The organism is Streptomyces atratus (genome assembly GCF_014648655.1).
In the GTDB taxonomy this organism is placed as follows: domain Bacteria; phylum Actinomycetota; class Actinomycetes; order Streptomycetales; family Streptomycetaceae; genus Streptomyces; species Streptomyces atratus.
The window spans coordinates 198,553-211,903 of sequence record NZ_BMRN01000004.1; the positions used below are offsets into that span (position 1 = coordinate 198,553).

Consider the following 13,351-nt stretch of genomic DNA (forward strand, 5'->3'; position numbering starts at 1 on the left):
TGTGCACTTGCCGGGGTGCGGGGGTCAGTGGATGATGCCCGTTCGCAGGGCGACGGCGACCATTCCTGCGCGGTCTCCGGTGCCGAGCTTGCGGGCGATTCGGGCGAGGTGGCTCTTGACGGTCAGGGCGGACAGGCCCATGGAGACGCCGATGGCCTTGTTGGACTGGCCTTCGGCGACCAGCCGGAGGACCTCGACCTCGCGGCCGGACAGTTCGCGGTAGCCGCCCGGGTGGCTCGGGGTGCCGGGGGGCCGGCGCTGCATACGGGCGGCGGTGGCGCCGATGGGAGCGACGCCGGGACGGGTGGGGTGGCCGATATTGGTTCGGGTGCCGGTGACGACGTAGCCCTTCACGCCGCCCGCGAGGGCGTTGCGTACGGCGCCGATGTCATCGGCGGCGGAGAGGGCGAGGCCGTTCGGCCAGCCGGCGGCTCGGGTCTCGGACAACAGGGTCAGCCCGGAACCGTCGGGCAGGTGGACGTCGGCTACGCAGATGTCGCGTGGATTGCCGACGCGGGGACGGGCCTCCGCGATGGACGACGCCTCGATGACGTCACGTACTCCGAGTGCCCACAGATGGCGGGTGACGGTGGAACGGACGCGCGGGTCGGCCACGACGACCATGGCCGTCGGCTTGTTCGGGCGGTAGGCGACCAGGCTTGCGGGCTGCTCTAGGAGAACGGACACCAGGCCTCCTGGGGAGTGGCGGGACGGGCCGGCTCGGGGATGAAGCCGGGGCGAACCGTGCTTGAAGGGTCATTGACCTCTTCGGCAGCAGACCCGTCCTCCTTTAGGGGAAGATCACTATTTGGTGAGTAACAATTCGGACAAATCGGACATGCGATCGATTGTACGAAAAAATGCCGGTGACATTGCGACGGTTGTGACGCAGTGTTACCGGCAAGGTGAAGGGTTCGGGACAGATTCAGGACAGGTTCAGGGAACCTGGGGGCCGCGCCGCTGGGGGAGTGTCACCACTGCGGCATCGGCGGGGCCGGATGGTGGCAGGCCGGCGATCTGACACAGCAGATCGCCCCACGCCATCAGATGCGCCGCCGTGTCCGGCACCCCGCCACGGCCCTCGCGCGGTGTCCATGACGCCCGGATCTCGATCTGCGTCGCCGGGCGTCTTGTGGCCAGCGCACCGAAGTAGTGCGACCCCGCCCGGGTCACCGTGCCGCTCGCCTCCCCGTACGACAGACCGCGCGCCTCCAGCGCACCGGTCAGCCATGACCAGCACACCTCCGGCAGCAGCGGATCGGAGGCCATCTCCGGCTCCAGCTCGGCCCGTACCAGCGTCACCAGCCGGAAAGTGCCGTGCCAGGCGTCGTGCCCGGCCGGATCGTGGAGCAGTACGAGGCGGCCGTCGGCGAGATCGTCCTCGCCGTCCACGACCGTGGCCTCCAGTGCGTACGCGTACGGGGCGAGCCGCTTGGGCGGCCGCGTCGGCTCCACTTCCAGCTCGGGACGCAGCCGCGCCGAGCGCAGCGCGTCCACTGCCGACCGGAACGCGGGCGGGACGGAACCACCCTCCGCGCTGTCCTTGCTGTCAGCGCCATCGGTTTGATCGGAGAACTGTTCCTGAGCCGGAGCCATGCGGGGAAGAGTAGGCGGAACCGGAGCCTCGCGCAGGGAGGGACACCCGGGCGGGCCCGGCTGCTTGCGGCTTCGTGCGAAGATTCTGTGTGTGAGTGCCAACGACCGCCCCATGGGCCAGCAGACGAAGACTTCCGCCACCCATGAGTCGGCGTTCCTGAAGGCGTGCCGCCGCGAGCCCGTGCCGCACACGCCGGTCTGGTTCATGCGCCAGGCAGGGCGTTCGCTGCCGGAGTACCTGAAGGTGCGAGAGGGCATCCCGATGCTCGACTCCTGCATGATGCCGGAGCTGGTCGCGGAGATCACGATGCAGCCCGTCCGCCGCCACAAGGTCGACGCCGCGATCTACTTCAGCGACATCGTCGTACCGCTCAAGGCCATCGGGATCGACCTCGACATCAAGCCCGGCGTCGGCCCGGTCATCGCCGATCCGATCCGCACCCGCGCCGATCTGGCCCGGCTGCGCGACCTCACGCCCGAGGACGTCAGCTACGTCACCGAGGCCATCGGCCTGCTCACCGCCGAACTGGGTTCCACTCCGCTCATCGGTTTCGCGGGCGCGCCCTTCACGCTCGCGAGCTACCTCGTGGAGGGCGGCCCGTCCCGCAACCACGAGCACACCAAGGCCCTGATGTACGGCGACCCGCAGCTCTGGGCGGATCTGCTCGACCGGCTCGCCGAGATCACCGGCGCCTTCCTCAAGGTCCAGATCGAGGCCGGTGTCTCGGCCGTCCAGCTCTTCGACTCCTGGGTGGGCGCGCTGGCCCCCGCCGACTACCGGCGTTCGGTTCTCCCCGCCTCGGCGAAGGTCTTCGAGGCCGTCGCCCCGTACGGGGTCCCCCGCATCCACTTCGGTGTCGGCACCGGCGAACTCCTCGGCCTGATGGGCGAGGCGGGCGCGGATGTCGTCGGCGTCGACTGGCGGGTTCCCATGGACGAGGCCGCACGCCGCGTCGGCCCCGGCAAGGCGCTCCAGGGCAACCTCGACCCCGCGGTGCTGTTCGCGCCGACGGCGACGGTGGAGGAGAAGACCCAGGAGGTGCTGGACGCGGCCGCAGGTCTCGAGGGCCACGTCTTCAACCTGGGCCACGGCGTCATGCCGTCGATGGACCCGGACGCGCTGACGCGGCTCGTGGAGTACGTGCACGAACGGACCGCGCGCTGAGCGGGAGAGGACACCGGGCACCGGGCACTCAGGCGGTGCCCGCCCTCCGCAGTGCCGTCACCGCCTTGCGGGCCGCCACCAGGACGGGGTCCCAGACCGGTGAGAACGGCGGGGCGTAGCCCAGGTCCAGGGCGGTCATCTGGTCCACCGTCATCCCGGCCGTGAGTGCCACGGCCGCGATGTCCACGCGCTTGGCCGCCCCCTCCCGGCCCACGATCTGCACACCGAGGAGCCGCCCCGTGCGGTACTCCGCGAGCATCTTCACCGTCATGGGCTGCGCCCCCGGGTAGTAGCCCGCCCGGCCCGTCGACTCGATCGTCGCCGTGACGAACCGCAGACCCACCGCGCGGGCGTCCTTCTCCCGCAGCCCGGTGCGGGCGATCTCCAGGTCGCACACCTTGCTCACCGCGGTGCCCACCACCCCCGGGAACGTCCCGTAGCCACCGCCCACATTGGCCCCGATGACCTGGCCGTGCTTGTTGGCGTGGGTGCCCAGCGCGATATGGCGGGTACGGCCCGCCACCAGGTCGAGGACCTCGACACAGTCGCCGCCCGCATAGATGTTGTCGTGCCCGACGACCCGCATCGACAGATCGGTGAGCAGGCCGCCGTGCGGGCCCAGCGGGAGGCCGACGGCCCGCGCCAGCGTCGTCTCCGGCTCCACACCGATACCGAGCACCACCACATCCGCCGGGTAGGAGGTGTCGCCCGCGGCGACGGCGCGGACCCGACCGTCCGGGCCGGTGCGGATCGCGGTGACCTCGGCCCGGTTGACCGTGGTGATGCCCAGGCCGTCCATCGCGTCGTGGACCAGCCGCCCCATGTCGGGGTCGAGCGTCGCCATCGGTTGCTCGCCGCGGTTGAGCACGGTCACCTCGAAGCCGTGCTTCAGCATCGCCTCCGCCATCTCGACGCCGATGTAGCCCGCCCCGACGACGACCGCCCGCCTGGGGCCCGGCGCCACCCGGTCCAGCGACTCCAGCAGCGCCTGCCCGTCGTCCAGCGTCTGCACCCCGTGCACCCCGGGCGCGTCCATGCCGGGCAGCGCCGGACGCACCGGCCGGGCTCCCGTCGCGATCACCAGCTTGTCGAAGCCCGTCCAGTACGTCTCACCGGTCTCCCGGTCCAGGGCCCGCACCCGCCGCCCGGCCACATCGATCTCCGTGACCTCTGTTCGCATCCGCAGGTCGATGTCGCGGGCCCGGTGCTCCTTCGGCGTACGGGCGATGAGGTCGTCCCGCTCCGCGACATCGCCACCGACCCAGTACGGGATGCCACAGGCGGAGTACGAGGTGAAATGGCCCCGCTCGAAGGCGACGATGCTCAGCTCGTCGGGGCCCCTGAGCCTGCGGGCCTGGGACGCGGCGGACATGCCCGCCGCGTCACCGCCGATGACCACCAGTCGCTCCGCCGTCATGCCTGGTCCCTTCGACACCGAGTCCGAAGGGACCACGCTACGACGCCGGGGGCGTGGACGAGGACTCGGACCGCTCGGGTGCCCGCGGCGCGCGGCGTCCGGGACGGCGGCCCGGGATCAGCCGCCACAGCAGCAGGAGTACGGCGGCCGCGGCCAGGAACGGGGCCGCGGCACCCACCGCCATCGCGAGCCACCGCAGCATCGTGACGAACGCGTGCCAGCCGCCGCCGAGCGCGTCCAGGAAACCGGGGTCGTCGTCGCCGTCCTTCGCCATCGTCTCCGGCTCGGAGAGATCGAGCGTGATCGTGGCGAGCGTGGTGCGGTCCTTCAGTGACTCCTGCTGGGCGAGAAGCGACTCCAAGGAGGCCTGACGACTGCTCAGTTCACCTTCCAGCGCGACCACATCGGTGAGCTTCTCGGCCCGGTCCATCAGCTTGCGCACCCGCGCCACACTCGCCCGCTGTGTGGTGATCCGGCTCGCCACGTCGACCACCTGGTCGGTGACGTCCTTCGCGGACGACGTGCGCGACAACAGCTTCCCGGCGCCCGTGAGATTCCGCAGCACCGCGTCGTACTCACCCTGCGGAACACGCAGTACGATATGTGACATTTCATGAGTGTCGTCGACCCGCTCCGTCTCCTCGCGGGCCACCAGGCCACCCGAACTCTCCGCGACCGAGCGAGCGGCCGCGGCGGCCTTCGGCACGCTCTTCACCTCCACCGAGAGCGTGGCGGTACGGATGACATGGGTGCCGGCGGGCAGGGCGTCGGGCTTCTTCCGCTCCGCCGACGAACCGCCGGCCTCCTGTGGATCCTGTGCGGTCTTCCCGGCCGCGGTGTCCGCGGCGCCCCGCTCGTCCGCGGAGATCGCCTTCTTGCTGTCCCCGGAACTCGAGTCGCTCGCAATGTCGCCGGCGCCGCAGCCGCTCAGCGCGAGGAGGCCGGCCAGCAGCCCGGCGGCCAGGATCGTGCGCGAACGACGGGCGGATGAACGGCCAGGATGCCGGTCTGTCTGCATAACTGCTCCCCCGAGGTGGGTGGTTGATGGTGCCGGTTCGACGTGCGGGGCGGTGGTGCGGGTTGCCTGAAACCGGTTTCGAAGCGGTCACGTTCAGGACTCGGAAGAGGTTTGAGAGAGTGGAGGCATGCAGCGTTCAATAAACCGCGCGGACACAGATACGGGTCATGTCGTCGTCATCGGCGGTGGCATCGCCGGTCTCGCCGCCGCCCACCGGCTCCTCGGGGCCGGGCTGCGGGTCACCCTCCTCGAGGGCACCGAACGGCTCGGCGGCAAACTCATGACCGGTGACATCGCGGGTACCCGGGTCGACCTGGGCGCCGAGTCGATGCTCGCCCGGCGCCCCGAAGCGGTCGCCCTGGCGCGCGCCGTCGGGCTCGGCGACCGCCTCCAGCCACCCGCCACCGCCACCGCGTCGGTCTGGACGCGCGACGCCCTGCGGCCCATGCCCAAGGGCCATGTGATGGGCGTGCCCGGCGACCCGGCGGCGCTCAGCGGGGTGCTCTCCCCGGAGGGCCTCGCGCGCATCGCTCAGGAACACGACCTCACCCCGACCACCGTCGGCGACGATGTCGCGGTCGGCGCGTACGTCGCCGACCGGCTGGGCCGCGAGGTCGTCGACCGGCTCGTGGAGCCGCTGCTCGGCGGCGTGTACGCGGGCGATGCCTACCGGATCTCGATGCGCGCCGCCGTGCCGCAGCTCTTTGAGGTGGTGCGGGAGGGCGGCTCGCTGCTCGACGGTGTCCGGCGCATCCAGGAGCGGGCCGCGGCCCGGCAGCAGACCGGACCGGTCTTCCAGGGCATCGACGGCGGCATCGGCACCCTGCCGTACGCGGTCGCCGACGCCGTACGCGCGGCGGGCGGGGAGATCCTGACCGCCACCCCCGTCCTCGGTCTGACCCGTACCACCGACGGCTGGGACGTCCGCACGGAGACCCGGGTGATCACCGCCGACGGCATCGTGCTCGCCGCCCCGGCCTGGTCCGCCTCCACCCTGCTCGCCGCCGAGTCCCCGGCCGCCTCCGCCGAGCTCGCCGGTGTCGAGTACGCGTCGATGGCGCTCGTCACCATGGCGTTCCGGCGCTCCGACGTGGCCGCCACCGGCGCACTCGACGGACGCTCCGGCTTCCTCGTACCGCCGGTCGACGGCCGCACCATCAAGGCCTCCACCTTCTCCACCCACAAGTGGAACTGGGTCGCCGACTCCGCCCCCGACCTCTTCGTCCTGCGCACCTCCGTCGGCCGGTACGGCGAGGAGGACCACCTGCACCGCGAGGACAGCGAGCTGGTCGATGTATCGCTGCGTGACCTCGCCGAGGCGACCGGACTGGCTGCGAAGCCCGTGGACACCGAGGTCACCCGGTGGATCGGCGGGCTGCCCCAGTACCCCGTGGGCCACCTCTCCCGGGTCGCCCGGATCCGTGACGAGGTCGCCAAGCTGCCCGGCCTGCGGGTCTGCGGAGCGGTCTACGACGGGGTCGGTATCCCGGCGTGCATCGCGAGCGCCCACCGTGCCGCCGACGAGATCGCCCGCGACCTCACCGGCGGGTCCGGGGAAGAGATCATCGCCACGTCGACCCTGGTTCAGGGCACACGGAGCGAGGCGGGACAATAGCCGTATGAGTGCGCCTGAGAAGATCCCCAACGCCGGTAAGAAGGCCAAGGACCTCAACGAGGTCATCCGCTACACACTGTGGTCCGTCTTCAAGCTGCGCGATGTCCTGCCCGCGGACCGTGCCGGTTACGCCGACGAGGTCCAGGAGCTGTTCGACCAGCTCGCGGCGAAGGACATCACCGTCCGCGGCACCTACGACCTCTCCGGTCTGCGTGCCGACGCCGACATCATGATCTGGTGGCACGCCGAGACCGCGGACGAGCTGCAGGAGGCGTTCAACCTCTTCCGGCGCACCAAGCTGGGCCTGGCGCTGGAGCCGGTCTGGTCGAACATGGCGCTGCACCGCCCCGCCGAGTTCAACAAGTCGCACATCCCGGCGTTCCTGGCCGACGAGACGCCGCGCAACTACATCAGCGTCTACCCCTTCGTGCGCTCCTACGACTGGTATCTGCTGCCGGACGAGGACCGTCGCCGCATGCTCGCGGACCACGGCAAGATGGCCCGTGGCTACCCCGACGTCCGGGCCAACACCGTCGCCTCCTTCTCGCTCGGCGACTACGAGTGGATCCTCGCCTTCGAGGCCGACGAGCTGCACCGCATCGTCGACCTGATGCGCCACCTGCGGGCCTCCGAGGCGCGGATGCACGTCCGCGAGGAGGTTCCGTTCTACACGGGGCGCAGGAAGTCGGTTGCAGACCTGGTGGCCGGACTCGCGTAGCGAGCGGGCTCCGACCACCCCAACCCGGAAGATCAGACGACGGGCACCGGCGCGTTCCGCGCTGCCTGCCGTTCCAGCGACACCGGGTTCGGCTCCGGGTTCGCCGCAGGCTCCGACCTGCGGCGACCCCGGAACCCACAGAGAAGCACGAGGAGCTCGTGCCCCTCTGCGGTGCTGTTGAAGGCGCCGGGCTCGAACGGGACAGCTGTCGCTTCGAGTCGCCCGCAGCGCAGCCCGGAGTGCTCCGCGAGACATCGTCATGCGGGCATCGCGAATACGGCGACGTACGGGGACTCACACCGCCAACCGCCAGCAGGCCCCGCCTCGACCGACGCGGCGAGGCTAGAGGCTCAGCGCGATGGCGGCGGCGATGCCGCCGAGGCACAGCGCGACGGCGGCTTCACGCCAACCGCCCTTTCCCCAGCGGAAGGGCCGGTCGAGAGCGAGCTGTCCGGGGCCGATGGCGGCGATGGCGAGTGCGACGACCGCGATGCACAGGTTGTACTCCACGCCACCCTGCGTTTCCCATAGACCGTGTGCCGCGGTGACGGTCACCATGGCGTTGATCATCACGCCGATCAGGGCAGCCGCCGCCAGTGGCGTGAACAGTCCCAGAGCCAGACCCATGCCTCCCAGGAACTCGGAGCCGCCGCAGATGGCGGCGTAGACCGTCCCGGGGTGGTAGCCCAGTGCGGCGAACCCCTTGCCCGTGGCGGTGAGGCCCTCACCACCGAATATTCCGAAGAGTTTCTGACTGCCGTGCCCCGCCATCAGCAGGCCGAACGTGATCCTGATGAGAAGCAGCCCGCAGTCGCCGGCGGACACTGCCGGCCGCGCCGGGGTGTCGGCCGCAGGCTTGGGTGAGGCGCGCAACTGCTCAACTATGTTCTTCACCGGGGGCTCTCTTCTGCTCCGAGGTCCCGGGGCGGCGCCGACCGACCACCAGGGAAACGGCAGGGCGGGTTCAGCCACTATGGCGTTTGCATAGGCACGTTGTGGGCGGCAGACCGCGACGTTGCCGGGACACAGTCGCAACAGGAATGGCTGGTGGTCGCCACCGTTCTCGCATCAGCCCGGTCAGGCCGCCGGTCATTTTCATTATGAAACTGAAATACATGACGTCGGCTGGTCGCTTTCCATCATTACTCCTTTCCTCTCCTGATGCCGAGCCTGCACCGGGGGAGTGCATGAGTTACCTGCGGGAGAAGGTGACAACCGACTGGACCGGCTGCGATGCGGGGCATCAGCCCGTCCTGGTGTCGGCCCGTCGCATCACTGCTGTCCCTGTTGTGTCAACGGCGGTCTCCGTGACACGAGCTGACTCCTCGTCAGTGATCAGGTGGAAGGACGGTGGACCCCGAGCGCGGCCCGCAGCGCCGCATCGCCCACGGCGCGCACACCCCGTACGGCAATCGCCGCCAGGAGGCCATGGTCCTTTGACGCCGGAATCTCGTTCGCGGCAAGCAGTCGCTGCCCGGCGGGTGAGGCCCAGGAGCTGTACGGATGGATCTCCATCCGGGCGATGACCAGACAGCCCAGCGTCAGTGCGAGCGGCAGCCCGAACCAGATCAGCAGCGGGACCACCGGACCGTCGGCGCTGTGCTCCTGACCGGGTATCAGCAGCGCGACAGCACCCATCGCGACCACCAGCAGGGCCGCGCCGCGCACCGCCCGGACCGCGGCGGCGACATCGGTTCCGGCGCCGCCGGGGACGGCCAGGCCCGCGGCGACGAGCCGGTCGGCCAGGGCGCGCACGGTTTCGGCAGCCGCCGCGGCCGTCCGTACAGGCGGTATGGGGGACTGGCCCTGCGGACCGATGGCACGGATCACCGTGCGCTCCATCTCGTTCCGGCCCTCCGGGTCGACGACCGTCGCCCACCCGGTGCGGGCGAGCAGCAGCCGCTGCCGCAGATGCATGGTGACCAGCGCCAGATCGACCACCCGGTGCGGGCCGCCGGCCAGGAACGCGGTCTCGTACAGGGTCAGTTCAGGACCGTCCGGCGCCGTCCGTACGGAATCCGCGGATGCGTCGTGCAGCAGCCCCGTGCGGGCGGCGACGACACAGAGCCGGATGCACGAGATGGCTGCCGCACCCCATGCGACCAGCAGAAGCAGTACCCAGAGCATGGCGGATTTCTATGCGGGACGGGCGTGGAACGCCAGGGCCTGTTCATCATGCGGACGGTTCGGCGGCGTGGGCCGAGGAGCGGGACGCCGCTGTCGCTCATGAGCTGCTGCCACAACTGGACCCGCCACCGCAGCTGGAACCGCTGCTGCTGGAGCAACTGGAGCCGCTCGACCCGCCGCAGCCGGACCCTGAGCTGCAACTGGACCCCGAACCACAGCTCGACCCCGAACTGCACCCGCCGCCACCTCCGCTGCTGCCACCATTATTCGTGCTTCCGTAGCTGCCGTTGCCGGGGCCCGCACCGGCGCACCACATCACCGGTGCGACGAACATGCCGGAGGAGTCCGAGGACGAGCGCGAGCCCGAGTGCAGGGGCCGTCCCGCCGGGCGCATCCGGGCCGCCGCGATCAGCTGCGTCTGCAGTAGGGGATCGGGGAGGGCCCGCAGTCCGTGCGTGGCCACCAGGTGCGCCGGGTGCGGGTTGTACGCATGGGCGGTGCGGTACGCCTCGGCGGCCCGGCGTCCCGCCTTGGTGACCCGCCCCCGGGCGATGGCGGCGCAGACGAAGCCGATCGGGAAGCCGACCAGCAGGAAGGGGAGGACTTTGAAGATGAACGGTACGGAGAAGTCCGCGTCGGCCGCGTAGTCGTTCACGGACTGCACAGCCGTCATCACGACCGTGAGCGGGATGGCCAGCACACAGACCAGCCCCTGCGCGATGCCCCAGCGGAGCCACGTACGGCTCACCGCGGGCGAGGCCAGCAGACCGCGGGCCGCGAGCCCGTCGCCGATCTCCTGCACCGCGGGGTGCCGCATCGTCGCGTCGCGCAGGGTGTGCAGTGCGCCACTGGGCGCCATGGCGTGTACCTGGAGCACCGCACGCTCCACCGGGTCACGGGCGTCCACCTGCTGGACGGCGACGATGCCGGGACCACCGATGGCGAGCCGCCCGTCCGTCTGCATCGCGGTGAGCGCGGTGTCCACCACTCTGCCCGGACCACCGTTCAGGAAAGCTGCTTCGAAGAGGTCGTGGGCGGGGCCGCCGGACCCGCCACGGGCACGGGCGAGCCCCACGATCAGGAGGACCGACGAGACCACGATGCCGAGATCCACCAGCGCTGCGAGGGTGTTCATGCCGGTCACCTTCCGACCAGGGCCGCGCGGGCCGCTCGTACCAGCCGGGTGGAGCGGCGCGGCGGTCGCGCGGCGGCCCGGTCCTGCCACCAGTGGGTCAGCCGGCGCCGGGCCGCGTCGTCGGCCGGCAGGCCGGCGATCAGCAGCCCCTCGGCGAAGTCCAGCGCGTCGCGCCGGTAGCCGGCGGACATGGGACGGGCCCTGGCGTACGCGAGGAAGGCCTCCCGGTAGCCGGCGCCCAGAATCTCCGGCAGCTCGGGTGCCACCTTGGCGACGACCCCGGCCCGTTTGGCGGCCAGGGCACGGCTCTGGATCCCGAGACGGCGGTGGTCGAAGCCCTGCGGGGCGGGGGTGCCCGCGACGAGGGCGGAGAGCAACGCGGTCTGGGCGACCGCGACCCGGTCGCGCACCGATTCCAGGGACGGACCGGGGCTCAGGGCAGGTCGCGATACGGATTTCCCGGCGTGCGCCGACGCACCGGCGCCGAGGGCGGCAGCCCGGTCCAGCGTGGCGCGGATCGTGATCAGTTCGCCCGCCAGCTCCTCGGCCGGCGGGAAGTCGTCGTCCCGTTCCAGGAGTACGCCGGGCGGGTCGACCCGGGAGCGGAGTTCGGCGAGGACGTCGAGCACGGGCTCGGTGACCGGGTGGGCGTGGGTGTCGTGCCAGACGCCGTCCTTCTCGACGCCGCCCGCCACATGTACGTACGCGATGGCCTCCACCGGCAGCTCGTCGAGCGCGGTGGCCGGGTCCTCGCCGCGGTTGACGTGGTTGGTGTGCAGATTGGCGACATCGATCAGCAGCCGGACGCCGGTTCGTTCGACCAGCTCCGCCAGAAACTGCCCTTCGGTCAGCTCTTCGTCGGGCCAGGAGATCAGCGCCGCGATGTTCTCCAGCGCCAGCGGCACCGGCAGCGAGTCCTGCGCGATCCGTACGTTCTCGCACAACACGTCCAGCGCGTCCCAGGTCCGCGGCACAGGCAGCAGGTGGCCCGCTTCCAGCCCCGGCGAAGCGGTGCGCGGCCCCCCGGCCCGTACGAACGCGATGTGCTCGGTGACCAGCGGCGTGGAGAGCAGTTCGGCCCGGGCCGCGAGATCCGCGAGCCGGCCCGCGTCGGGGCGCTCCGCCCCGCCGAGGCCGAGCGAGACGCCGTGCGGGACGACGGTGACACCGCGTGCCCTGAGCCGCACCAGCGAATCGGGCAGATGGTCGGTGCAGATGTTCTCCGCGACCGCCTCCACCCAGTCGATCCCCGCCAGTGCCTCGACGGCGTCCGCGATCTCCGGCCGCCAGCCGATGCCGATTCCCAGCTTCATGTCGTCCCCCTCCTCCACTGTGTGCAGGGCTCATGGCCCTGGCGGGCGGTGGTGAATCCGAAGAGGGGGACGTTCAGAGGTTGATTTGAGGTTCCCGGTCCGGGACGGCCAGGGCATCGGCATCGTGGAGTGCCGCGAGGTGAACGACATGTCCCCGGTCGGCTCCGCCGCCACCGGCGGTACGGCTGTGCCGGCCGGAGCGGGCGGCCCCGTCGGGCCGGCCGAGCGCGCCGAGCGTGGCGACGAGCGCCGCGATGATGAGGGCCGTTCCGTTGATGCGTCGCATGATGCGTCGCAACAAGGTCTCTCCCGGGCCGGGGCGTGACGGCGTCGAATACTGCCGGTGCGGCAGTACCGGGAGGTACGTATCAACGCACCGGGATGTTCAACGGGCCCCGGGGACAAGGGCGGAGCGGCCCCCGCCCCCGCTCAGCCGCGCAGCGCGGGATGGTCGGCGACCACGGTGCACGACCCCGGTGCGATCTCGGTGAACCCGGCGTCACGCACCACCGGAAGCCCGCTCACCGTGAGTTCCTGCCAACGGCCCGCCTCCGGAGTGGCGACCGACAGCGGGAAACCCGCCTCGCGCCACGCCTTGCGCTCCGTCTCCGACAGCTCCCACCAGGCGAGCTGCGCACCGTGCCCGGCCTGCGCCATCGCCTTGCCCGCCGACATGTCCAGCTCCGGGTTCAGCCACAGCACCGGGCCCGCGGTGTCGGGCGCGGCCGGCGGCTCGGGGTCGTCCAGATCCGTCCCCGAGACCTGGAGCTTCGCCAGTTCCTTCGGCCAGCCGTCCAGAGGCACGGGCGGGAAGACCCGCACCTCGGCGCTCTCGCCGGCGACCGTGATGCCGGGCAGCGCGGACGCCTTGCGCCACTCCGCGCCGCGCGCCCGGCGCACCACCTTGCGGATCCGGGCGTCCTGCCAGTCCCGCATCGCCTGCGCCCACTCGCCCTCGCCGGCCGACCGCTCGTCGGAGAGCATCACGAGCACGGCGCGGGCGGCGGTCCGCAGCGCGTCGGTACGGGCCGGGGGAGCCGTCTTCTCGATGTGCACGACCAGCGGCAGTACGTACTGCTGGGCCTCGTCGCGGGGTGTCCGCTCGGACCTGAACGGGCTGTCCGCCGCGGGGGAGTAGGACGTGGCCGGGGATTCCGACAGGGATACGGGGGTGTCGTTGTCGCTCACTCGTCCCAGTCTGCCAGTCGCCCGAGAATCGCTTCTTGGCGGAATGAATCGCTCCGGTG

Annotated in this window: 12 protein-coding genes and 1 pseudogene; 3 read left to right on the plus strand and 10 right to left on the minus strand. The window is 71.1% G+C overall.

The genetic code is table 11. From position 1 onward, the window contains the following. Positions 1–24: 24 nt before the first annotated feature. Entirely contained in the window at positions 25–687 is a 663-nt protein-coding gene (locus IEZ15_RS08880; RefSeq protein ID WP_114247279.1) for a helix-turn-helix transcriptional regulator, read from the minus strand. Positions 688–936: 249 nt separating this feature from the next. Beyond that, positions 937–1,596: a DUF3000 domain-containing protein gene (locus IEZ15_RS08885; protein WP_114247280.1), complete on the minus strand. Its 660-nt coding sequence runs from the start codon at positions 1,594–1,596 to the stop codon at positions 937–939. A 91-nt stretch (positions 1,597–1,687) separates the two neighbouring features. Here IEZ15_RS08885 and hemE point away from each other — a divergent pair, with 91 nt between their 5' ends. Further along, the gene (gene hemE, locus IEZ15_RS08890) at positions 1,688–2,761 is read left to right on the plus strand and encodes a uroporphyrinogen decarboxylase (protein WP_373302530.1); all 1,074 of its coding nucleotides are present in this window, start codon (positions 1,688–1,690) and stop codon (positions 2,759–2,761) included. A gap of 28 nt (positions 2,762–2,789) precedes the next feature. On the opposite strand, the gene IEZ15_RS08895 is transcribed toward hemE, so the two are convergent. After that, positions 2,790–4,178 carry an FAD-dependent oxidoreductase gene (locus IEZ15_RS08895; RefSeq protein WP_189275589.1) on the minus strand — a complete coding sequence of 463 codons (1,389 nt, stop codon included), beginning with the start codon at positions 4,176–4,178 and terminating at the stop codon, positions 2,790–2,792. A 37-nt stretch (positions 4,179–4,215) separates the two neighbouring features. Beyond that, positions 4,216–5,196 carry a DUF4349 domain-containing protein gene (locus tag IEZ15_RS08900; protein ID WP_189275591.1) on the minus strand — a complete coding sequence of 327 codons (981 nt, stop codon included), beginning with the start codon at positions 5,194–5,196 and terminating at the stop codon, positions 4,216–4,218. A gap of 127 nt (positions 5,197–5,323) precedes the next feature. Between IEZ15_RS08900 and hemG the strand changes: the two genes are divergently transcribed. Together hemG and hemQ are read left to right on the plus strand one after the other, a co-directional pair. Then, positions 5,324–6,811 (plus strand): protoporphyrinogen oxidase, encoded by a 1,488-nt coding sequence (hemG, locus tag IEZ15_RS08905; RefSeq protein WP_189275593.1) that lies wholly within the window; start codon positions 5,324–5,326, stop codon positions 6,809–6,811. A 4-nt stretch (positions 6,812–6,815) separates the two neighbouring features. After that, positions 6,816–7,529, plus strand: a complete 714-nt coding sequence (gene hemQ, locus IEZ15_RS08910) for a hydrogen peroxide-dependent heme synthase (protein ID WP_114247285.1) — start codon at positions 6,816–6,818, stop codon at positions 7,527–7,529. Positions 7,530–7,871: 342 nt separating this feature from the next. On the opposite strand, the gene IEZ15_RS08915 is transcribed toward hemQ, so the two are convergent. From IEZ15_RS08915 to IEZ15_RS08940, 6 genes and pseudogenes are all read right to left on the minus strand, one after another. Beyond that, the gene (locus IEZ15_RS08915; RefSeq protein ID WP_373302538.1) at positions 7,872–8,354 is read right to left on the minus strand and encodes a DoxX family protein; all 483 of its coding nucleotides are present in this window, start codon (positions 8,352–8,354) and stop codon (positions 7,872–7,874) included. Positions 8,355–8,864: 510 nt separating this feature from the next. Further along, positions 8,865–9,656 carry a TIGR04222 domain-containing membrane protein gene (locus IEZ15_RS08920; RefSeq protein WP_189275597.1) on the minus strand — a complete coding sequence of 264 codons (792 nt, stop codon included), beginning with the start codon at positions 9,654–9,656 and terminating at the stop codon, positions 8,865–8,867. A gap of 97 nt (positions 9,657–9,753) precedes the next feature. After that, complete coding sequence (locus IEZ15_RS08925) at positions 9,754–10,791, minus strand: TIGR04222 domain-containing membrane protein (protein WP_189275599.1); 1,038 nt, start codon at positions 10,789–10,791, stop codon at positions 9,754–9,756. Between the two features lie 5 nt (positions 10,792–10,796). Continuing rightward, positions 10,797–12,104, minus strand: a complete 1,308-nt coding sequence (locus IEZ15_RS08930; RefSeq protein ID WP_189275602.1) for an MbnB/TglH/ChrH family RiPP precursor modification enzyme — start codon at positions 12,102–12,104, stop codon at positions 10,797–10,799. Positions 12,105–12,297: 193 nt separating this feature from the next. Further along, a pseudogene (locus tag IEZ15_RS47645) lies at positions 12,298–12,390 on the minus strand (DUF4142 domain-containing protein); the annotation flags it as partial. Positions 12,391–12,533: 143 nt separating this feature from the next. Next, positions 12,534–13,292 carry a peptidyl-tRNA hydrolase gene (locus IEZ15_RS08940; RefSeq protein ID WP_189275604.1) on the minus strand — a complete coding sequence of 253 codons (759 nt, stop codon included), beginning with the start codon at positions 13,290–13,292 and terminating at the stop codon, positions 12,534–12,536. Positions 13,293–13,351: the final 59 nt, after the last annotated feature.

Coding starts and splice junctions, on each gene's coding strand:
- hemG (WP_189275593.1), top strand. CDS start 5,324: ATGCAGCGTTCAATAAACCGCGCGGACACAGATACGGGTCATGTCGTC.
- IEZ15_RS08925 (WP_189275599.1), bottom strand. CDS start 10,791: ATGAACACCCTCGCAGCGCTGGTGGATCTCGGCATCGTGGTCTCGTCG.
- IEZ15_RS08930 (WP_189275602.1), bottom strand. CDS start 12,104: ATGAAGCTGGGAATCGGCATCGGCTGGCGGCCGGAGATCGCGGACGCC.
- hemQ (WP_114247285.1), top strand. CDS start 6,816: ATGAGTGCGCCTGAGAAGATCCCCAACGCCGGTAAGAAGGCCAAGGAC.
- IEZ15_RS08920 (WP_189275597.1), bottom strand. CDS start 9,656: ATGCTCTGGGTACTGCTTCTGCTGGTCGCATGGGGTGCGGCAGCCATC.
- IEZ15_RS08895 (WP_189275589.1), bottom strand. CDS start 4,178: ATGACGGCGGAGCGACTGGTGGTCATCGGCGGTGACGCGGCGGGCATG.
- IEZ15_RS08885 (WP_114247280.1), bottom strand. CDS start 1,596: ATGGCTCCGGCTCAGGAACAGTTCTCCGATCAAACCGATGGCGCTGAC.
- IEZ15_RS08900 (WP_189275591.1), bottom strand. CDS start 5,196: ATGCAGACAGACCGGCATCCTGGCCGTTCATCCGCCCGTCGTTCGCGC.